Origin of the sequence: Arthrobacter sp. MW3 TE3886, from assembly GCF_041262145.1 — a bacterium.
Taxonomy (GTDB): Bacteria; Actinomycetota; Actinomycetes; order Actinomycetales; family Micrococcaceae; genus Arthrobacter.
Genome location: NZ_JBGCAN010000001.1, coordinates 1378736 through 1399894 on the forward strand (window position 1 = coordinate 1378736; position 21159 = coordinate 1399894).

Here is a 21159-nt window from a genome sequence, read left to right on the forward strand (position 1 = left end):
CCGGCGGACACCGCGGTATAGAAGAGGCGTCCGGACCGGAGAAAGGCGACGGCGGCTAGGGCCGGCAGATCACCACGCGTGAGGTGCGTTAACCCAGATTGCTACGCAGACCTCTTCGTAGCTGTTCTTGTACCAGTGGGGCGTATCCGAGGAGAAGGTGATCGAATCGCCTTCTTCCAGGGTGTACTTCTCGCCGTCCAGGAAGATGTCCTTCCGGCCGGAGATCACGATGCCGAATTCCTCGCCGCTGTGGCGGAAAGGAGTGGCGCTGGTGTCGTGGCCTGGCGGACTCACGATCCATTGGGCCTCCAGCGCACCGTTGAGGTCCGGGGTGAGCAGTTCATAGACCGCCTCACCCACGGACTTCTTGGTCACGCCCTTGAGGTTTCGCCGCTCGGCCTTGCGGACCACGGGGGACCTGGTTTCTTCCTGCCCGAGGAAGAACTTCCCCACCGGAATGTCCAGGCCGTGTGCCAGCTGCGCCAGGGTGGTGAAAGACGGATTGGCCAGGCCGCGTTCGATCTGGCTGACGATCGCCGGGCTGAGGCCAGTGACTTCCGAGAGCTTCGCAAGGGTCATTCCTTTGTCCTTGCGCATGTTGCGGACCTTGTTGCCTACGGTGGCAAGAAGGACGCTCGTGCCGGCGGGGGAATGTCCCGTGACGCTTTCGTTGGCCATGCTCCGACTCTCTCTTGGTGAGCTAACACACATAACTATAGTGAAAACTTTTAGCGAATCAAGGTTTTGGTAAATATTTTTACGTTTCCGGCCTGAATTTGCGCCTGACGTGCGGCTTTGTCTTCCGGCTTGGCCCCGGTCCGCCGCGGTTGCACGGGACTTCTCCGAAAACCATTGACTCCGTGAAGATCTTCAATATAGTTGTGTGAGCCGCAGCACTTTGGGAAAACGTTTCGAAGAGGTTAGGGCGCATGGCCTTCTGGCGGAAGGCGCATCCGACCCGTGAACGCGTTCCTTTCCTTAAGCAAAGCTGCCGTGACATCTGCCAAGCCATCCGCAGAACACGATGTTGGCCGGTCAACAGGGACCAGTTCCCTGTTGCCGAGCTGGATGGCCCGTTTGCATTCAAGCGCTACGAAGAGGCATGCGTAGCTATCTGGGCTAACTCGCCTCCCATGTGGTGAGCCGGTCCCGCCCCGCGGACCAAGCCAAACGATAGTTTCGATTGCCGGCGACCCCAGCAGGGGTGCCCGCCGGCAATCCGTACCCTCACGCACCCCGAAAGTGCGGGGGAAGGAAAAAGGAATCATGACTGACACTGTCGTCAAGACTGACCTGGAGACCGGCCGCAAGTCCCGGCTATCTCCGGACGTCCGCCGGGGACTGCTCGGCCTTGGACTTGGAAACACCCTGGAATGGTACGACTGGATGGTCTTTGGCCTGCTGTCGGCCTTCATCGGACCCAAGTTCTTCCCGTCGCAGGACCCCGTCGCCGCGACGCTGAGCGCGCTGGCAGTCTTTGCCGTCGGCTTCGCGTTCCGTCCGCTGGGCGGGATCCTGCTCGGCACGTTCGCCGACAGGATCGGACGACGGCGGGTAATGCTCTGGTCCATCATGATGATGGCGGTTACCACCCTGATCATTGCAGTGTCCCCGACCTATGACCAGATCGGCCCCGCGGCCGGCGTCATCCTGCTGGTCTGCCGCATCGTCCAGGGCATCTCCACCGGTGTTGAAGCTCCGCTGTCCACCGCCCACGCCGTCGAACTCGTCCCCGAGGGACGCGAGGGCTTCGTCGCCGGCATCATCTCCTTCTACGTCAACGCAGGCATCCTGCTCGCCTCGCTGGTCAGCTACCTGTCGTCCCTGATGCTCGGCGGAGCCGTCATGGCCGACTGGGGATGGCGTGTGCCGTTCATCGTCGGCGCAGCCTTCGGCTTCGTCGTTGTCTACCTTCGCCGGACGCTTCCGGAGACCATGAAGCCGGAAGAACTGGCGAACAACTCCGCCAAGACCGTCTGGGGCGGAGTGCGCAAGCACTGGCTCAGCGTCCTGGCCATCACCTTCGTGGTCGGCGCGGCGCAGGCCTACAACTACGCCTGGAACACCGGCCTCCCGACGGCGGCCCGCAGCGGCTTCAAGGAGGACGCCACCGCAGTCTTCGCGCTCACCACCATCCTCGGCGTCGTGCTGGTTGTCGGTAGCCTCATCATCAGCAAGGTCGCTGACGGCAAGTCGATGTCCAAGTGGTTCCTGATCACCCGTGCGCTGGCCATTCCGTCCGTCTTCCTGATGCTGATGTACGTCAAGCCCGGTATCGCCGGCTTCGCGGCCGTCCTCCTCGGCGGCTCGGTGGTGCTGGTCCTGAACATGACCCTGTACAACGTGGTCACCAGCTCCCTGATGCCGAAGGGTTGCCGCGGTGCCGGCACCGCGCTGGGCTACGGCCTGGGCGTCGCCCTCTTCGGCGGCACGGCCTCCTACCTGCTGGTCTGGCTCCAGTCCATGAACGCGTCCTGGATCTTCCCCGTCTACGTGGCCGTCCTGTCGGCGCTCAGCATCGTCTTCTACCTGCTCGCCCGGAAGAAGAACGGCATCTTCATCGGCAGGTAGGACCCACAGCCGGCCACGAATACAGCCGGCCACGAACACAGCCAGACATGAACACAGGCACGTAAGAACAGCGGTAAGCAGGAACGGAAGGTGGGAACCCTCATGGACGCCAGTCGCCCGGACGGAAGCGGTCTGCAGGCAAACGGAATCTCGTTTGATCTCGACGTCTCCGACGTGGAGCTTTACGAGGCAGCGCGCGCGCTGTTGCTGACCGCCCACCACAGCGAGAACCACCGGGTGGCCGCCGCCATGCGCGGCGAGTCGGGGGCCATCTATCTCGGGCTGCACATTGGCGCCAAGCGCATCAATGTGTGCGCCGAATCCAGCGCCCTGGCCAATGCCCGCATGGCACAGGAACCAGCAATCCACTCCGTGGTAGCCGTCAGCATGGACGGGCAGGGACAGCCCCAAGTCACGAACCCGTGTGGCCTCTGCCGGGAGCTGCTGCGTTCTTACGGAACCGAGACCTCTGTACTGGTCGATGCCGGGGGCGAGGTGGGCAAGGTTCGGATCAAGGAACTGCTGCCCTTTCCCTGGATGCGTGCCACCGAAACGGAGTGGGACACCCTCCCGCCCCGCGTTCAGGAACACGCAAGCTAACGAGCCGCCGCAGCACCCGCATCATCACCAGCGGCAGCGGCAGCGGCAACGGCAGCGGTAAGGCATCACGGAGGGCCGGGACTCACAAAGTCCCGGCCTTCCGGCGTCGGGCGTTCACTGTGAGGCGGCGCTCCGGCGTCGGGCGATCACTGTGAGGCGGCGCGCCGCCGTCGCCGTCGTCGAAACCTGTGCCGGGCACGACCAAAACGCCACACAGAAAGCTGGTGCAGCCGCCGCGTTTCCGCTAAACCACTGCACCAGCAGGTAGTACGAATTTTCTGAATGCTATGAAACGTTACTCATTCGCGGCTCCCTATGTCCCGGGGGTTGATGACCGGGTCTTTACGTCTTCTTCCAGGTGCCTCGTCATCAGCCAGCCTGCGCCGGCCATTACCACGCCCATTACCATGAAGGCCCAATTGTCCATGGTGTTCAGCGACAGGAAGTTGGCCGCCGAATCCACGCCGACGATGAAACCGTAAATGCTAAGGACGATGTACAGCAGACCGGAGCCCATGAGGAAATTCCGGGCGCCCATGGCAGTCCGGGACATGGTCAGGCCGGTGGCGCCGATCGCGAGCTGAACGATGTTCAGCAACATCGACACCTGGAACAGGCCCAGGAACAGGGCCTTGGAATCAGGCCCGAAGAACCTCAGTTCGCTGTAATTCGTAGTGATGCCGGGGATGAACCCCAAGATGCCCACGACGATCAGGACGATACCTACACCCATGCCAACGTTCTGCACATCTGTCCGACCAAAATGAACGCCGTGCGCATGAGGAGATGCGGTAGTCATTATCTGCCTCCAACCACTGATTGCGGACATTTACAATTTTACGACCCGGGTGTGCAAAAAGCTCCGCGCGGCCCCGACGGCAAATACGGTGGATCCGGCCAATGTGCCTGTCGGAAACCGGCCGGATGCCGGGCCCGTGGCACCATGGATCTCGATGAAACTGCGCGCTGATCAGACCGGACAACGTGGCCTTCCCATGCCCCTGTGGCTGCAGGGTGCCCTCGAGTCCGCCCAGGCCGCCGTCATTTCCGCCCTCGTGGTGGTGGCCCCGATCGTCATCGTCTGGGCCACGGCCGGTTTCCAGCACGGCGGATTCGACGTGCTGGCGCGTCTGGCCGGCCAGGCCTGGCTGCTGATCCACGGCGTGCCCCTGCTGCTCGACACCGCCGGTGCCGGGTCCGCCGCGCAGCCGGAATCCGGGACGCTTTCGCTCATCCCGCTGGGGCTGGCCCTCATCCCGTTCCTGCTCGCGTGGCGCGCCGGACGGCGCCTGGCCCGTGCCTCGTATACGGACCAGCTCTGGCAGACGCTGCTTGGCTCCTGGCTGGCGTACGCGGGATTCGGGATCGCCACGGGCTTCGTCTGCCGCACGGCCGACGTCGGGATCAGCCTCTGGGCCGCGGCGTTCATTCCCCTCATCCCGTTCGGGCTCGGCATGGTGGTCGGCGCGCGCCGCGAGGCCGGGTCGTGGAGCCGGCTGATCGGCGTCGACGCCGTGGCCTGGCTGTCCCGCACCAGCCAGCACTCCCGCTGGGCCGGGTCCTACCTGGGCTCGGCCATCAAGGCAGGATCGGTGGCGCTGATGGCGAGCCTGGCGATGTCCGCCGCGCTGCTGGCCGTTGACCTCTTTATCCACTGGAACCTTGTGGTCGCCGTTTATGAAGGGCTCGACGCCGGCGCCATGGGCGGCGGTGTCCTCACCATCGTGCAGCTCGGCTTCCTGCCCAACCTCGTCGTCTTTGCCCTGGCCTGGATCTCCGGGGCGGGGTTCGCCCTGGGCGTCGGGTCACTGGCCGGACCGCTCGGGACCGCCGTCGGGCCGCTGCCGTCCATTCCGGTGTTCGCCGCGCTGCCGGCCGGTTCCCTCGACTTCGGCTTTGTGGCCCTGGTGGTGCCGGCGCTGGCCGGGGCGCTGGCCGGCTGGTGGTTCCTGCGCGAAGGCGAAAACCACTTCGACGAATGGCTGTCCATCAAGGTCCGGGCCCGCTGGTTTACCGCCGCAGCCTCCACCCTGGTGCTGGGCGCGGTGATCGGCTCCGTGGCCGGGCTGCTCGCGGCGGGGCTCGCCTGGCTGGCCCGCGGTTCGGCCGGCATCGGGCGGCTGACGGAGATCGGGCCCGATCCGCTGCGCACGGCTCTGTTCGTGGCCGCGGAGGTCGGGATCGGCGTCGTGATCGGCTACGCGGCCGGACCCTGGCTGGAACGCCAGCAGAAGCTGCGCGAAGCAGACCTCGAGACGGTCAACAGCCGCTAGCGCAGCGGCGTGGGTGCGGCTGTCAGCGCAGCTGCGTGGGCAGTTGCGTGGGCAGGGACTTCTCCAGCTGCGTCCTGCATTCCGAGGTTGCCTGCTGCGTCAGGGCGTAGCGGACGCACTGCTGGTAATCGCGGATCTGGTTGAAGAACAGCGTCGAGGCCAGGACCACCAGGAGCATCACCGCGGTGACCACCAGCCCGGATATCGCGCCGTACAGGACCAGCCGCGATTCCTTGTATTTCACTGCCCGGACCAGCACCACGATGCCCAGCACAATCCCCGCCACTGTGAGCAGCGCCGTCAGCCACACGTAGGCCACGTCGAGCTGGAAGACGAAGAACGAGCCCAGGACCGCGACGACGAACAGCCGGAATAGGGTGTGCGTCAGGCGTGCGGAATCTTGTGCCGCCTGGCCGGCTGGTTGCCGGTCCGGCTGGCCGCTGCCGGATTCCGTGGGGGGATTCATGTTTTCCAGCCTACGCGAGCGGCCCCATAAGCTAGGACCATGCGCATAGTTGTCCTCGTTTCCGGCACCGGCTCCAACCTCCAGGCAGTTATCGATGCCGTGAAGTCCGGCGCGCTCGACGTCGAGATCGCCGCCGTCGGCGCCGACCGCCCGGGGACGTTCGGGGTGGAACGCTCCGCCGCCGCCGGGATTCCCACGTTTGTGGTGGACTTCAAGGCCTACCCGGACCGGGCGGCCTGGAACGCGGCCCTGACCGAGGCCGTCGCCGGCTTCGCCCCGGATGTGGTGGTGTCCTCGGGCTTCATGCGGATTGTCAGTGCCGACTTCATCGACGCGTTTGGCGGCAAATACCTCAACACGCACCCGGCGCTGCTGCCGTCCTTCCCCGGCGCCCACGGGGTCCGCGACGCGCTGGCCTACGGCGTGAAGGTCACCGGCTGCACGGTGCACTGGGCCGACGCCGGGGTGGACACGGGCCCCATCATCGCGCAGGAAGCCGTGGCGGTCGGGGACGGCGAGAGCGAGGAATCCCTGCACGAGCGGATCAAGGTGGTGGAACGCCGGCTCCTGGTCTCCACGCTGGCCTCCCTCGCCGCGGCCCACACCCCCGCCTGATTTCCCCCGCCTGATCTGCCCGGGTTTCCCCTCCTGATTTCCCCCTGATTTCCCCGATGCGCTATCACTTCGGGCCGTCTCCTGGCTGTTCTGAGCCCTGATAGCCACCTCAAGTGATAGCGCATCGGGTGGTGGGCGCGTAGCGGTCTTCGCAGTCAAACCAAGTGGTCGGACCCGCAAAACTGAGTACACGTTCCGAAAGTCAGGTACTGCAGGGCCAAAGACAGGTATTTCCGAGCCGGTGCAAGTAGTGAAATGGGCAATAGTCTGACGCAGTCTCATTCATTCGCCGCATCTCCGGGGGTTCTTCGTGTCTCGATTCAGCCTTGCCAAGACAAGTCCAAAAGTCCTGTGTCTCACTGCGGCGCTCGTTCTCGGAACGGGCGCCGTTTCTGCTGCCATCGCCGCCACTCCAACGTCGGCAAGTGGCGAAATCAAGGGGTGTTTCAACAACAACAACGGCGGTGAGCTGCGGGTACTCCCCGCGGGCGCCTCGTGCGATTCCAAGAAGGAAACCGCAATCTCCTGGAACGCCCAAGGCATCCAGGGCCTCACCGGTGCCCAGGGGATCCAGGGACTGCCCGGACTGAAGGGCGACACCGGCGACACCGGCGCCACGGGCGAGACCGGTGCCACGGGGGCCACCGGCGAAACAGGTGCCCAGGGCGAGAAGGGCAACACGGGCGAGACCGGTGCAACCGGGGGCACCGGCGAAACAGGTGCCCAGGGCGAGAAGGGCGACACCGGCGAGACCGGCGAGACCGGTGCCACCGGGGCCACCGGTGAAACGGGTGCCGTGGGCGCGACAGGTGAGACAGGCGCTCAAGGCGTCCAGGGCGAGAAGGGTGATGCCGGTGACAAGGGTGACACCGGTGCCACGGGTGCTGCCGGGGAGCCCGGTCTTCAGGGCAAGACGGGTGCCACCGGCGCAACCGGTGCCGCCGGCCCCGCGGGCGCCATCGGCCCGGTCGGCCCTGCAGGGGCCAAGGGCGAGACGGGTGCCACCGGTGCCGCCGCGTCCACCAGTGTGAGCGTCGCGTCGGCCAGCGGCTCAACGCTCACCGTCGTCGCCAGCTGCCCGGCCGGCCACGTCGCCACCGGCGGCGGCTTCGCGATCAACAGCAGCAACGGCAACCAGGTCGTGGCCAGCCAGCCGGTCGTGGGCGGATCGGGTCAGCCCACCGGCTGGTCCGTCACCCAGCTCAAGTCGAACGCGCTCTCGGTGTCCGTGACCTGTATTCAGTAGGCGGCTGATCGGACCACAGACGACGGCGCCCCTCACCACTTGCAGGTGAGGGGCGCCGTCGTGATGTCCCCGATGCGCTATCACGTGGGGCGGCTATCAGCGCCCAGAACCGCCCGGAGTGATAGCGCATCGGGTTGGCGGGCCTGTCACTCGAGCCGGCGCTGCTTGGTTTCGGGGGCGAAGAACGCCATCCACAGCACGGAGAGCAGCACCAGGCCGCCGGCCAGGGCGAACGACGTCGCGAGCCCCAGCTCCGGCCACAGGAAGGCCGCGAAGACCAGCGGGCCGAACCCGGCGCCGAGCCTCGAGAACGTCGAAGCCCAGCCGAAGCCGGAACCGCGCAGCTCTGTCGGGTAAAGCTCGGAGACATAGGCATAGAGCACCGGGATGGCCACCTGCACCACGAAGCCGAACACCAGGAGCCAGAACACGGCGGCGGTGGGGATGTCCACCACGATCGCCACGATCACCAGCGTCAGTGCGGACAGCGGTCCGGTGATGGCCAGGATCCATTTGCGGCCCACCCGCTCCACCAGCAGGGCGGCCACCACCACGCCGAGGAGTCCGACGGCGGCCATCGACGCCGTGGTCAGGAAGGCCTTGTACTCCGCGAAGCCGGCGCCGATCAGGATCCGGGGCATCCACGTCAGCGACAGGTAGTACACCAGCAGGATGCTGAAGAAGAGGGCCCATGCCGCCGTCGTGATCTTCCAGTTGAACTGCCAGAGGGCGCGCAACTGCGTCCATGCGCTGCCGGCGGAGAGGCGCGGTGCATCCTGCGGCGCGGGCAGGCTGTAGACGCGGGCCTCGGCGCCGGTGGCCTGGACCAGGCCGTCGATCACCTTGGCGGCCTCGTCGCGGCGGCCCTTGCGGATCAGGAACAGCGGGGATTCCGGCACGCTGCGGCGGATCCAGAACACCAGCAGCGCCGGGAGCACCATGACCAGCATGGTCAGCCGCCAGTCCGCGAAGGCCGCGACCAGCCCGGCGGAGACAAAACCGCAGAGGGCGGCGCCGATCGGCCACCAGCCGTCCATCGCGGTGAGCACCCGGCCGCGCTGTTTGCGGGGGGTGAACTCGCCCACCAGCGCATAGTCCACCGGGATGCAGCCGCCCAGGCCGAACCCGGCCAGGAACCGGAACACGACGAACCACATGAAGTCGGGGGAGAAGGCGCCGAGCACGGTGAAGATGGAGAAAATCAGCAGGGTCGCGGTGAAAGCCTTCTTGCGGCCGATCGTGTCCGCGATCGTGCCCCAGACAAACGCGCCCAGGGCCATGCCAATGAGGTTCGCCGTGCCGATCCAGGCGGCATCGCCCGGGCTCAGCGACCAGTGCTTGGACAGCAACGGAATGAGGATGCCGTTGAGGGTGACGTCCCAGGCATCGAACATGAAGCCCAGTCCGCCGATCAGGAAGATCCGGCCTTGGACCTTCCACCGCCACGGCAGTTCCTGGACCACCTGTTCGCCGCTGGGCACAGTGGTGTACGTGTTCATCTTGGCCTCCTGTGAAAACTCTACGTGGCCGGGCCGCGGCCTGCGCGTGCTTCACACTCCGGCGCGCGGGAGGGCCCGGCGCCGGGACGCGATAAACTGGCCGCATCCCCACCACCCGCGGCCCCGCCGCGATATAAGACGGAGACTTTTGTGAGCTTCACGCAGCTTGACCGTGTATCCATCGACCGAGTTCCCATCCGCCGGGCACTGATTTCGGTCTACGACAAGACCGGTCTGGAGGAGCTCGCTCAAGGCCTGCACACCGCCGGCGTCAAGATCGTCTCCACCGGCTCCACGGCCAAGAAGATCGCCGCCGCGGGCATCCCCGTACAGGAAGTCGAGGAAGTCACCGGCTCCCCGGAAATGCTGGACGGCCGCGTCAAGACCCTGCACCCGCGCGTGCACGGCGGCATCCTCGCGGACCGCCGCGTCCCGGCCCACATGCAGACCCTGGCAGACATGGAAATCGAGCCCTTCGACCTCGTCGTCGTCAACCTCTACCCCTTCGTGGAGACCGTGAAGTCCGGTGCCGCGCCGGACGACGTCGTCGAACAGATCGACATCGGTGGGCCCGCGATGGTGCGCTCCGCCGCGAAGAACCACGCCGCCGTCGCCATCGTGGTGGACCCGGCGTCCTACGGTGCCGTGGTGGAGGCCGCCGCCTCGGGCGGTTTTGACCTGAAGACCCGCCGCCGGCTCGCCGCCAAGGCGTTCGCGCACACCGCGGCCTACGACACCGCCGTGGCCACCTGGACCGCCAGTCACTTCCGCGACGAGGACGGCGACGGCGTGATCGACTGGCCCGCCTATGCCGGCCTGGCCCTGGAACGCTCCGAGGTGCTCCGCTACGGCGAAAACCCGCACCAGCAGGCCGCACTGTACGTGGACAAGGCCGCCCCGGCCGGCATCGCCCAGGCCGACCAGCTGCACGGCAAGGCCATGAGCTACAACAACTTCGTCGACGCCGACGCAGCCCTGCGCGCCGCCTTCGACTTCGCCGAACCCGCCGTCGCCATCATCAAGCACGCCAACCCGTGCGGTGTGGCCGTCGGTTCCGCGTCCGCGGCTGACCCGATCGCCGACGCCCACGCCAAGGCCCACGCCTGCGACCCCGTGTCCGCGTTCGGCGGCGTCATCGCCGCGAACCGCACGGTCACCGCCGGGATGGCACGGACCGTCGCCGGCATCTTCACGGAGGTCGTCATCGCGCCGGGCTTCGATGACGAGGCCGTGGAGATCCTGTCCAAGAAGAAGAACATCCGCCTCCTGGCCCTGCCCGAGGGTTACGGCCGGTACCCGACCGAGTTCCGCCAGGTCTCCGGCGGCATGCTGGTGCAGGCGACGGACAAGGTCGACGCCGACGGCGACACCCCCGCGAACTGGACCCTGGCCGCGGGCGACGCTGCTGACGCCGCCACCCTGGCCGACCTCGCATTCGCCTGGACCGCGTGCCGTGCTGCGAAGTCCAACGCCATCCTGCTCGCAGACAACGGCGCCGCCGTCGGCATCGGCATGGGCCAGGTCAACCGGCTCGACTCCTGCAAGCTCGCGGTCGAGCGCGCCAACACCCTCGGGGTCACCGTGGAGTCCGACGTTGACGGTGCCGGCGGTGCTTCGAATGCCGACGCCACCGCGTCGCCGGAGCGTGCCCGCGGTGCCGTCGCGGCGTCGGACGCGTTCTTCCCGTTCGCCGACGGACTGCAGATCCTGGTCGATGCCGGCGTGCGCGCCGTCGTCCAGCCCGGCGGCTCCGTCCGGGACGAGGAAGTCATCGCGGCGGCCAACGCCGCCGGCATCACCATGTACTTCACCGGAGCCCGCCACTTCTTCCACTAGGGCTCTTCCTCCCGGGCTCTTCCACCCGGTCTGCGGTCCGCGCGCAAGAGACCCGCACAAGAAATGGACATGCCCTCCCTTTCCGGGGACATGTCCATTTTTTGTGCCATCGAGTGGGCTGGCGGCCGGTGCGCGGGACATGCCCATTCTTTCCGCGGGACATGCTCAATTTTCGTGGCAAGGAGTGGGCATATGGGGGATATGTCCAGGCTTCGGAGTGTGGAGAGGGCATGTCCCGTGAGCTTCGGAGCTGCCAGAGCCAAGCGTGGGACATGCTCATTCTTTCCGCGGGACGTGCTCATTTTTCGTGGCAAGGAGTGGGCATATGGGGGATATGTCCGGGCTTCGGAGTGTGGGGAGGGCATGTCCCGTGAGCTTCGGAGCTGCCAGAGCCATGCGTGGGACATGTTCATTCTTTCCGGGGCGCCGAGGCCAAGCGTGGGACATGCTCATTCTTTCCGCGGAACCCGCCCACTCTTTGCGGAGTACAGAGGACCCGCCCGGGAGGACATGTCCATTCCTCATGCCAAGGCCCGGACATAGGGGGTATATGTCCGGGCCTTGGTGTCAGCGGAGGGCATGTCCAGCGGCGGAGGCGCGATCCGCCGTCGCACACATTAAAACCGGCGCGGGGCCACTGTGTCCTCCTCACTGCTGAAGATGGGCCGCAAGTGACCCCGCGCCGGGGTAAACAGGGTTGACAGGGTTGACAAGCCCGGCTGCGCGGGCCCCGCGGACGGAGCCCGTGCCCTCAGGTTAGGAAGCGGCCGCCGTGGTGTAGGCCTGCTGGATCACGCTGCCCCAGTACGGGCCGTACATCTTGGTGGAGTTGCTGCCGTAGCCGTAGCTGTTGATCGAGTTCTGGTAGCCGGAGGCGCTGGTGCCGATGAACCACGGACCGCCCGAGGACCCGCCGGTCATGTTGCAGGGGATCCCCTGGGTGTTGAACTGCGGGTTGTAGGGATCGTTGGTGGCGGTGCCGGAGCAGCTCTTGAGGGATTCACCGTTGAAGGGCGCCGCGGCGGGGTAGCCGTAGGACTTGTAGGTCAGGCCGCGGGCGGCGTTGAACTGCAGCCCGGAGCCGCCGACGACATCGCTCAGGTACTGGCCGTTGAGCGTGGACATGACGGCGAAGCCGGTGTCATAGGTCATGTCGCCCGAGGAGCTCCACTGGGTGGGGGCGTAGAGGGCCTTGGCCGTCCACTTGCCGTAGGGGGCGGCGCCGTTCAGGTACGCCGGGACGAACGTGAACTTGGTGGCGAAGGCGCCCGGGCCCTCATTCACGCAGTGCCCGGCCGTGGAGACCGTGCTCTTGTTGCCGGAAGAGACCGAGTTGCCGGAGCAGACATAGTTTGTCCCGCCGAGGGTGAAGAAGACCTTGCCGATGTGCGGGACGGGGGTCTCGCTCGCATTGGCCTTTGTCTGGAGCGTCTGGGACTGCAGCTTGGGAGCCGCGGCCTCGACCTTGCTTGGGGCGCCCGTTTCCGCCGAGCCACTGGCCGCGGCGGCCTTGCCATTGCGCTTCATGGCCCTGTCGGCCAGGACGTCGCCGGGGACGGCGCTGCGCATGCGTTCCGCGGTCCAGTAGTCGGCCGTGCCCGTCTCGGTGACGGTGTGGCTGGTGACATCGGAGGCGGAGACCGGTGCCTTGGCCGGTGCGGGGGAGGCCGTAGCCGCCCCCGCGGCACTCAGGGCCAGCAGCGCGGCGGCCGAAAGAGTCAGCAGGCTGGTGGCCAGAGTCTTGGGTGTTCTCATGGGTGTCCTAACCGGTGGAAAAGCGGGGCGGCCGCTGTTGGCGGCCGCTGGATGGAACGAAACTACGGCAATTTGACTAACCTGTAAAGTCACTTGTCAATTTTTGTTATGCCGTGTTGGGCCGTCACTCATCCGTCCGCGCACGACGCCGGTAGGCGCCAACGGGGGCACCTCGGGTAAGTTAGGGGTGTTGAGATAACACAAGATTCCGGAAATACCCAGACCTTCAGGGAGACGCCCGCGCAATGGCAAAGATTATCTATACCCACACCGACGAAGCGCCGATGCTGGCAACCTATTCGTTCTTGCCGATCATTGAGGCGTTCGCCTCGACGGCCGGTGTGGAAGTGGAAACCCGCGACATCTCGCTGGCCGGCCGCATCATCGCCGTGTTCGGCGACTACCTCACCGAAGAGCAGCGCGTCAGCGACGCCCTGGCCGAGCTTGGCGCCCTCGCCAAGACGCCCGAAGCCAACATCATCAAGCTGCCCAACATCAGCGCCTCCGTGCCCCAGCTGAAAGCCGCCATCGCCGAACTCCAGGGCCACGGCTACGCGCTGCCGGACTACCCGGACAACCCCTCCTCGGACGAGGAAACGGACATCCGGTCCCGCTACGACAAAATCAAGGGCTCCGCCGTGAACCCGGTCCTGCGCGAAGGCAACTCGGACCGCCGCGCCCCGCTCTCGGTCAAGAACTACGCCCGCCAGAACCCGCACAGCATGGGCGCCTGGACCCCGGATTCCAAGACCAACGTGGCCCACATGGACGCCGACGACTTCCGCTCGAACGAGCTGTCCGTGGTGATCGAGGCCGACACCAACATCAAGATCCAGCTCGTTAAGGAAGACGGCACCGTCAAGGTCCTCAAGCGTGCCTTCCCGGTCCTGGCCGGTGAGGTCATCGACGGCACCGTGATGCGCGCCGAGGCCCTGGATGCGTTCCTCGCGGCCCAGGTTGCCCGGGCCAAGAACGAGGGCGTGCTGTTCTCCGCCCACCTCAAGGCCACCATGATGAAGGTCTCGGACCCCATCATCTTCGGCCACGTCGTCAAGGCCTACTTCGCGGACCTCTTCGCCACCTACGGCGAGCAGATCGCCGCCGCCGGCCTGAGCCCCAACAACGGCCTTGCCTCCATCCTCAACGGCCTCGACGACCTGCCGGAGGAGATCCGCGGCAACGTCCAGGCGGCCATCGAAAAGGGCCTCAACGAGGGCCCCGAACTCGCGATGGTCGACTCCGACAAGGGCATCACCAACCTGCATGTGCCCTCCGACGTCATTGTCGACGCCTCGATGCCGGCCATGATCCGCAGCTCGGGCCACATGTGGGGCCGCGACGGCCAGGAAGCCGACACGCTCGCCGTCCTCCCGGACAGCAGCTACGCCGGCATCTACCAGGTCGTGATTGACGACTGCCGCGCCCACGGAGCCTTCGATCCCACCACCATGGGCACCGTCCCGAACGTCGGCCTCATGGCCCAGGCCGCCGAGGAATACGGCAGCCACGACAAGACGTTCGAAATCCAGTCCGCCGGTACCGTCCAGATCGTCGACGACGCCGGCACCGTGCTGATCGAGCACAAGGTGGCCCCGGGCGACATCTGGCGCGCCTGCCAGACCAAGGACGTGCCGATCCGCGACTGGGTGAAGCTGGCCGTCACCCGTGCCCGCGCCTCCGCCACGCCCGCCGTCTTCTGGCTGGACAAGGGCCGCGCGCACGACGCCCGGATGATCGCCAAGGTGGAGGAATACCTCAAGGACCACGACACCGAGGGCCTGGAAATCGCCATCATGTCCCCGGACGAGGCCACGGCCTTCACGGTGGAACGCCTCCGCAAGGGCGAGGACACCATCTCGGTAACCGGCAACGTGCTCCGCGACTACCTCACGGACCTCTTCCCGATCCTGGAACTGGGCACCAGCGCCAAGATGCTTTCCGTGGTGCCGCTGATCAACGGCGGCGGCCTGTTCGAGACCGGCGCCGGCGGATCCGCCCCGAAGCACGTCCAGCAGCTGCTCAAGGAAAACCACCTGCGCTGGGACAGCCTGGGCGAATTCCTCGCCCTGGCGGTCAGCTTCGAGCACCTCGCCACCAGCACCGGCAACGCCCGCGCCCAGGTCCTGGCCGACACCCTGGACCGCGCCACCGGCACGTTCCTGCTCGAGGACAAGTCCCCCAAGCGCAAGGCCGGCGAGCTGGACAACCGCGGCAGCCACTTCTACCTGGCCAAGTTCTGGGCCCAGGAACTGGCCAGCCAGAACGACGACGCCGAGCTCGCCGCGGCCTTCGCCGCCGTTTCTGACGCCCTGAACTCCAACGAGGACACCATCACCGGCGAACTCTTGGCCGTGCAGGGTTCCCCGGTGGACCTCGGCGGTTACTACCGGCCGGACGCGGCCAAGGCCGCAGCGGTCATGCGCCCCTCGGCGAAGTTCAGCGAAGTGCTTGCAACGCTGACCAAGTAGTCCCAGCAGCAGCGCGCAGCCGGCGCTTTGGCAATACGGGCCGGCGCCACGCAGAACGCCCCGTCTCCCGAAAGGGAGGCGGGGCGTTCTGCTGCCCGCCCGGGATTCCGGAGCGCGCGTAGTTGCAGGACGGCGGAAGGGTCGGGCGGGCGCGGCGAGCGGCCGGAAGGGCTGCGGGATCAGCCCTTGCCGTTCCCCTTCTGCTTCGATTTCCCGGTGGCGGACTTGGCCGGGGCCGGGGCCGGCGCCGGGGCGACGGCGGCCGGGGCCTTCCGCGCGGCAGCCGCCGCCTGAGCGGCGGCTGCCTGTTCAGCCGCTGCCTTTTCAGCTGCCGCTTTTTCAGCCGCTGCCTTTTCCGCCGCCTTTCGGGCTGTCTCGGCCGCCTGCTGCGCGGCAAGATCCGCCCGGACGGCATCAATCGATGACTTGATGCTCTGGTGGCGTCTGAAGGACACCTCGCCGTTCGCGGCGAGGGCATCCAGGCGGGTCAGCAGCTCGTCAAGGTGCTGCAGGGAAGCGGCGGGGTCGTTGGCGGCTGCGGCCTCGCTGACAGCGAGGACGTGGGATTGCAGCTGCCTGGCCGCGCTGGGGCCCAGTTCGGGGGCGGGGGAGCCGCATCCGGCCAGCGCCCCGGCCGCCAGCAGTCCTGCGAGGAGGCTGGCGGGCATCCGGTACCTGCCCCGGCTGCGGTCTTGTCCGGCGTTTCGCGCACGGCTCATGGTTCCACGCCCTTCTGCAGTTCCCTCAGGTGATCGCCGAGCGGTCCCGTGACGGTGGTGGGGTAGGGGACGACGTCGGGCGCGGCGGGGGCGGACAGGGCGACCGCGATCGACGCCACGACGGCAAGGACTGCCAGCACGGCGAGCAGCACGGCGACGCGGGTGCGGGGGCGGGCCCGGAGGAACCATCTGGCCCCACGCGACAGGGAGCGGCGCCGGCGCGGCCGCAGCGGCAGGGCATCCGGGTCCAGCAAGTTCAGGGGGCGTGTTCCCGACGCCGCAGCCGCTGCGGCTCCGGACCGGGGAGGGCGGGGCCGCCTTGCCGGCGGGGCCGGGAGGACCCGGGTGGGTTCCGCTGTGACGGGCCCCGGCAGCGATCCGGGGGAAACGAGGGCAACGCGGAAGGCTGCCTCGAGCTCGGCGGCCGCGGGGCGGTCCAACGGGTCCAGGGCGGTCATGGCCTGGATGAGCCGGGCCCACTCCTCGGGCACGGTGTCCGGAATGACGGGGGCGCGGTGCAGGCGGGCCACGGCGGATTCGACGGCGCTGCCCGGGTACTCCACCTCGCCCTTGAGGCATTCGAGCAGGACCAGGCCCAGGGAGTAGATATCGCTCGCCGGACCGAGGTCGGCGCCGCGGGCCTGCTCCGGGCTGAGATAGGCCGCGGTTCCCACCATGGTTCCCGTGGCCGTCAGCCGGGTCCCGTCGATGATCCGGGCGATGCCGAAGTCTGTGAGCTTGGGCCGGAGCGGCTCGCCCGGCCGGACCGGCACCAGGAGGATGTTGGCGGGCTTGATGTCCCGGTGGACGATGCCAAGGCCGTGGACGTAGGCGAGGGCGTCGGCGATCCCGGCGCCGACCACGGCCAACTCGTCCAGCGGCAGGGGACTGTGGCGGATCCGGGTTCGCAGATCCTGGCCGTCCACGAGCTCCATGGTCAGGAAGGGCCGGGGCTCCTCGGGAATCCGGTTGTCCGTCCCGGCGTCGAACAGCGTCACCAGGCTTGGATGATTCAGGGTCGCCAGCAACTCGATCTCTGCTTCCTGGCGGCGAAGCTCGTCGGGATCGGCCGATTGCGGTGCAAAGAGCTTCAGGGCAACGTCCCGGCCAAGGTTCAGGTCCTTGGCCGTGTAGACCGACGCCATGCCGCCCCGGCCAATTACCTCCCCCAGCTGATAGCGGCCGCCCAAGGGCTCCGCGATGATGCTGTTGGGCGAACTGTCCACGATGTCCCCGTACCTTCCGTGCGCGCCCCGGCGGCGCTCCTAAAGAATGATACGGGTACGGGTATCTGCTCCTGGTCCCTGAGGCGTGCGGCAGGACCCCCGGTCCCGGTATCGACGGGTATCGCCTCACCGGCCGCTCATTCTCAGGCGCCCTTCCGCCGGAGCGTGCCGTTGGGTCCCCCAGCGGACCCAACGACCCCGCTCCGGCGGTACAGGACCTTGATAGGAGCGGTGGCATGCGCTAGGGCGGGCGGGGCTTGCAGCCGGGCCGTGGCTGCGGACCGCGGTACTGCGGGGGCGCGGGCGCGGGCGCTGAGGGGATCAGGCCTGCGGGAAATGGGGTGCCGGAAACCCGGCGTGGGACGGTCGTGTCCATGGGGGATTCTCCTGGGTGACTGTTGTCGGGCAGCAATGGCAGCCCGACGGGCCGTGCTCTGTGGAGACAGAGACGGCCCGACTAGTCAGGAGAAGAACCGGGATCAGCGCTAACGGCTGCGTACTCGTGCTGGAGCGGACCGCCGATGGGGTCGGCCCCGATGGTGGGCAGATAGAAGACCAGGCTGGGCATCCACGCAGCCGTCCCGGCAGGGCCGCCGCCGGAGTGCCCGCTGCCGGACCCCGAACCCGGAGCCGGCGGGAGCGCGTCAGGCGCAGGCAGGCCCGTGCCGCCATGCCACGGGCTTGGACCCGGGTTGCCGGAGGGAACCGGAGGTTCACCGGTCCCGGCAGGAAGCTCGGCCGGCGGGGCAGCGCCGGACCGGACAGGTGCCGCGCCGCGGGGTTCAGGGATCAGCAAGGCGGGATAGGCAACCGTGGCACTTGGGTAAGGATATGCCGGGACGGGGCGGCCTGCCTCGGTGCCGATCGGAGCAGGCGCCGGCGATTCAGGTGGTGCTGCCTTGGCGGCGGTTGCTTTTGCGGGGGCCGCCGGTGACGATGCGCCGTCGACGGCGGGGGGCGTCCCCGCCGGCGTTGCCGCCGGGACGCCGCCCGGGACGTCGCCGCCCGGGACGTCGCCGCCCGGGACGTCGCCGCCCGGGACGTCCCCGCCCGGAGGCCCAGCCGCCGGGTCGCCAGGGAGCGGACCGGCTGGATCGGGAACCGGAACAGCGGGGTCCACGACCGGCGGAACAGCGCCGGGAACCGGAACTGCGGGGTCCACGACCGGCGGAACAGCGCCGGGAACCGGAACAGCCGGGTCCACGACCGGCGGAACGTCGCCGGGAACCGGAACAGCCGGGTCCACCACGGGCCCGGTGGCCGGCGGGGTGACGGCCGGTTCAGGGAGCGAAGGGACGGGGCTCGAAGGGACGGGGTTCGAAGGGTCAGGGTTCGAAGGGACGGGGTTCGAAGGGTCAGGGTTCGAAGGGCCAGGGTTCGAAAGGCCAGGGATGGCCGGAGCAGGGACCGCCGGGTCCGGCGCCGCCTGCCCGGGCGCGGGCGGTGGCGAGTCCGGATCCGGAGGATCAGCGTCGGTGCCGGCAGGCTCGTCCAGGTCGGCAGGAACGGCGCCCGCCGCCCAGGTGCCCGCCGGGACCGCAGCGATGTCCACTGAGACCACGCCGTCGAGGGAGGGGACAGGGAGGTCGTCGGCGTCCGTACAGGAGACGGTGGCCGCGCTCTCACCGGCGTCGTCGGCGGTCCCGTAGAGCGCGCAGGCGTCGTCCGCTTGTGCGGCCGTGCAGGTCAGTGTCAGCCACGCGGCGCCGGCAACGGCGGCCAGGAGCGTGCGGCGCAAGGGGCGCAGGGTCCGGCCCGCGCGGGAGGCCGCAGCTGCTGGATCCATGCGCGCACCCCCGCTCCGGGAAGACTGGACAATTGCCTACAGGGTAAGTCGGCCCCAACAGGAGAGTCCAGAGCGGAGCCGAAACTGTAGGCATACCGAGACACTTGGGATGCCGGGTCCGTTGCCTGGGGGCGTGGAAAGCGGGAGCCGTTAGTGGGCGTCGTTGGGGTAGCTCACGCCGAGTTGCGCGCGTACGCCGTCGAAAAGCCGCATGGTGTTCAGGGAGTCCTCCAGCGGCATCACCGGGCTCTCGGTGAGCCCCTGCTGGATGCACCGCGTGACCTCGCGGAGCTCGTAAGTGTAGCCACGTCCCACCACGGTGAACTGCTCCGTCCGGGGCTCCTCGAAGCCGATCCGGACCAGCAGTTCCTTCGGGTTGTTGATCGATCCCTGGCTTTGGAGGTAGCCCTTGCTGCCGGCGATGGTGGCCGTGCGGGGTCCGTAGGCCATCAACGATGAGGTCAGCTGGGCTTGGGCGCCGTGGTGGTAACCGAGCGTCAACGCATTCTGGGCGTCCACGCCGTCGTCGTTCAGCCAGCCGGTGGCGCTGACCGTTTGCGGGAACCCCAGGGTGCCGAGCGCCCAGAGCAGGGGATAGACCGTCATGTCCAGCAGGGCGCCGCCACCGTCCTTGGGTGCCCAAAGCCGGGAACCGGGCGAGTACGGCGCCGGAAAGCCGAGGTCGGCGGCGACCCATTTCACGTCCCCGATCTCGCCCGAGGCAGCGATCTCGAACGCCCGCTGCATGCTGGGCAGGAACCGGCTCCACACCGCCTCCATCAGGAACAATCCGTTGGTCCGGGCCGCCGCGATCAACTCGGCTGCTTCCCGGGCGTTGATCGTGAGGGCCTTCTCGCAGAGCACGTGCTTGCCGGCGTTGAGGGCGGCGAGGGCGATCTTGTGGTGGTGGGCGTGCGGGGTGGCGACGTAGACGACGTCGACGGCGTCATCGGCGAGCAAGCGGGCATAACCACTCGAGCCGTCCTGGTCACCGTAGGCGCGGACAAAGCCGTAGTCGGCCGCGAACGCTTCTGCGGCCGCCTGTGTGCGGGAGCTGACGGCGTACAGTTCCGCATCCGCCAGCAGCACAAGGTCGCGGGTGACCGAAGCGGCGATCCCGCCGGTGGCGATGACCCCCCAGCGCAGCCTGGCGCCGGTGGCTGTGCGGGGGTCCTGGTCCGGCTGGCTGAACAGCCACGGCTTCGCGATGAGGGCAGACATGGTGCCATCTTCTCATCCGGGGGCGGACAGGCCGTGGTGTTGACGGCCCTGGCATGGCGGAGGTTCAACGCGGGAGGTTCAGTTGGGGAAGTTCAGCTTATGCGGTTCGACGCCGGAGCTGCGGGCGGACCCCCAAGGCCTGCCCGCAGCTCCGACTTCAGCCGGACCTCAGCCCGTCAGGGCCGCCGTCGCACGGGCCCGGGCCGTTTCCTCCGTGAGCCGGCCCTGCTGGAGCCGGAAGCGCCGGTCCGTCTTGTTGGCCAGGGCACGGTCGTGGGTGACCACCAGGATGGTGGTGTTGTGGTCCCGGCTGAGCGTGCTGAGCAGCTCGATGATGTGCTCGCCGGTCTGTTCGTCCAAGTTGCCGGTGGGTTCATCGGCCAGGATCAGCTTGGGTTCGTTCGCCAGCGCCCGGGCGATCGCCACCCGCTGCTGCTCGCCGCCGGAGAGCCGGTTGATGCGCCGCCCGTGCTTGTCCGGATCGAGCTGGACCTGTTCGAGCAGCTGCCGGGCCCGCTCGGCCCGGGCGGCCTTGCGCACGCCGGCGAATTCCATCGGCAGCATCACGTTGTCCACGGCCGAGAGGTTCGGGATCAGGTTGAACTGCTGGAACACGAAGCCGATGTCCCGGCGACGGTAGTTGGTCAGCTTCCCGTCCGGCATGCTGGCCAGGCTCACGCCGTTGACCACCACGTCGCCGCTGGTGGGCTTGTCCAGCGCACCGAGCAAGGAGAGCAGGGTGCTCTTGCCGCTGCCGCTCTTGCCCACGATCGAGGCCAGGGTGCCCTGCTCGAGCTCGAAGCTGACATCGTTGACCGGCTTGATGGTCCGGTCACCGGACTTGAACGTGCGGACCAGGTTCTTGACTTCGATCATGG

The 21159-nt window shown here is 67.6% G+C and carries 17 protein-coding genes; 7 read left to right on the top strand and 10 right to left on the bottom strand.

Annotated elements, in window-relative coordinates; all coding sequences use genetic code 11:
* Positions 1-69: 69 nt before the first annotated feature.
* On the bottom strand, positions 70-678 hold the full coding sequence (locus tag ABH915_RS06315) for a helix-turn-helix domain-containing protein (protein WP_370119041.1): 609 nt from the start codon (positions 676-678) through the stop codon (positions 70-72).
* Between the two features lie 588 nt (positions 679-1266).
* Between ABH915_RS06315 and ABH915_RS06320 the strand changes: the two genes are divergently transcribed.
* Complete coding sequence (locus ABH915_RS06320; protein ID WP_370119044.1) at positions 1267-2571, top strand: MFS transporter; 1305 nt, start codon at positions 1267-1269, stop codon at positions 2569-2571.
* A gap of 102 nt (positions 2572-2673) precedes the next feature.
* Positions 2674-3171 (top strand): hypothetical protein, encoded by a 498-nt coding sequence (locus ABH915_RS06325; RefSeq protein ID WP_370119047.1) that lies wholly within the window; start codon positions 2674-2676, stop codon positions 3169-3171.
* 313 nt (positions 3172-3484) lie between these two features.
* On the opposite strand, the gene ABH915_RS06330 is transcribed toward ABH915_RS06325, so the two are convergent.
* On the bottom strand, positions 3485-3904 hold the full coding sequence (locus tag ABH915_RS06330; protein ID WP_231494294.1) for a DUF4383 domain-containing protein: 420 nt from the start codon (positions 3902-3904) through the stop codon (positions 3485-3487).
* 220 nt (positions 3905-4124) lie between these two features.
* Between ABH915_RS06330 and ABH915_RS06335 the strand changes: the two genes are divergently transcribed.
* Positions 4125-5444, top strand: a complete 1320-nt coding sequence (locus ABH915_RS06335; protein WP_370119050.1) for a DUF6350 family protein — start codon at positions 4125-4127, stop codon at positions 5442-5444.
* Between the two features lie 22 nt (positions 5445-5466).
* Here the strand turns inward: ABH915_RS06335 and ABH915_RS06340 are convergent, their stop codons facing one another.
* Entirely contained in the window at positions 5467-5910 is a 444-nt protein-coding gene (locus ABH915_RS06340; RefSeq protein WP_018774786.1) for a hypothetical protein, read from the bottom strand.
* 39 nt (positions 5911-5949) lie between these two features.
* Here ABH915_RS06340 and purN point away from each other — a divergent pair, with 39 nt between their 5' ends.
* Complete coding sequence (purN, locus tag ABH915_RS06345; RefSeq protein ID WP_026537848.1) at positions 5950-6525, top strand: phosphoribosylglycinamide formyltransferase; 576 nt, start codon at positions 5950-5952, stop codon at positions 6523-6525.
* Between the two features lie 310 nt (positions 6526-6835).
* Positions 6836-7771: a hypothetical protein gene (locus ABH915_RS06350; RefSeq protein WP_370119055.1), complete on the top strand. Its 936-nt coding sequence runs from the start codon at positions 6836-6838 to the stop codon at positions 7769-7771.
* 146 nt (positions 7772-7917) lie between these two features.
* Here ABH915_RS06350 and ABH915_RS06355 read toward each other — a convergent pair whose 3' ends face one another.
* Positions 7918-9270: an MFS transporter gene (locus ABH915_RS06355; RefSeq protein WP_018774783.1), complete on the bottom strand. Its 1353-nt coding sequence runs from the start codon at positions 9268-9270 to the stop codon at positions 7918-7920.
* A 150-nt stretch (positions 9271-9420) separates the two neighbouring features.
* Between ABH915_RS06355 and purH the strand changes: the two genes are divergently transcribed.
* Positions 9421-11106, top strand: a complete 1686-nt coding sequence (purH, locus tag ABH915_RS06360) for a bifunctional phosphoribosylaminoimidazolecarboxamide formyltransferase/IMP cyclohydrolase (protein WP_370119058.1) — start codon at positions 9421-9423, stop codon at positions 11104-11106.
* 756 nt (positions 11107-11862) lie between these two features.
* Here purH and ABH915_RS06365 read toward each other — a convergent pair.
* Positions 11863-12861, bottom strand: coding sequence for a serine protease (locus tag ABH915_RS06365; RefSeq protein ID WP_370119061.1), 999 nt, complete (start codon positions 12859-12861; stop codon positions 11863-11865).
* 245 nt (positions 12862-13106) lie between these two features.
* Between ABH915_RS06365 and ABH915_RS06370 the strand changes: the two genes are divergently transcribed.
* Entirely contained in the window at positions 13107-15329 is a 2223-nt protein-coding gene (locus ABH915_RS06370; protein ID WP_370119064.1) for an NADP-dependent isocitrate dehydrogenase, read from the top strand.
* Positions 15330-15508: 179 nt separating this feature from the next.
* On the opposite strand, the gene ABH915_RS06375 is transcribed toward ABH915_RS06370, so the two are convergent.
* The 5 genes from ABH915_RS06375 to ABH915_RS06395 form a co-directional block, all read right to left on the bottom strand.
* Complete coding sequence (locus ABH915_RS06375; RefSeq protein WP_370119067.1) at positions 15509-16048, bottom strand: mucin-associated surface protein; 540 nt, start codon at positions 16046-16048, stop codon at positions 15509-15511.
* Positions 16045-17277 carry a serine/threonine-protein kinase gene (locus ABH915_RS06380; RefSeq protein ID WP_370124948.1) on the bottom strand — a complete coding sequence of 411 codons (1233 nt, stop codon included), beginning with the start codon at positions 17275-17277 and terminating at the stop codon, positions 16045-16047. Before ABH915_RS06380 ends, ABH915_RS06375 begins: the two co-directional genes overlap by 4 nt.
* 454 nt (positions 17278-17731) lie before the next feature.
* On the bottom strand, positions 17732-19060 hold the full coding sequence (locus ABH915_RS06385; RefSeq protein ID WP_370119070.1) for a hypothetical protein: 1329 nt from the start codon (positions 19058-19060) through the stop codon (positions 17732-17734).
* Positions 19061-19210: 150 nt separating this feature from the next.
* Positions 19211-20281 carry a Gfo/Idh/MocA family protein gene (locus tag ABH915_RS06390; protein WP_370119072.1) on the bottom strand — a complete coding sequence of 357 codons (1071 nt, stop codon included), beginning with the start codon at positions 20279-20281 and terminating at the stop codon, positions 19211-19213.
* 168 nt (positions 20282-20449) lie between these two features.
* Positions 20450-21157, bottom strand: coding sequence for an ABC transporter ATP-binding protein (locus ABH915_RS06395; protein WP_370119075.1), 708 nt, complete (start codon positions 21155-21157; stop codon positions 20450-20452).
* Positions 21158-21159 lie beyond the last annotated feature (2 nt).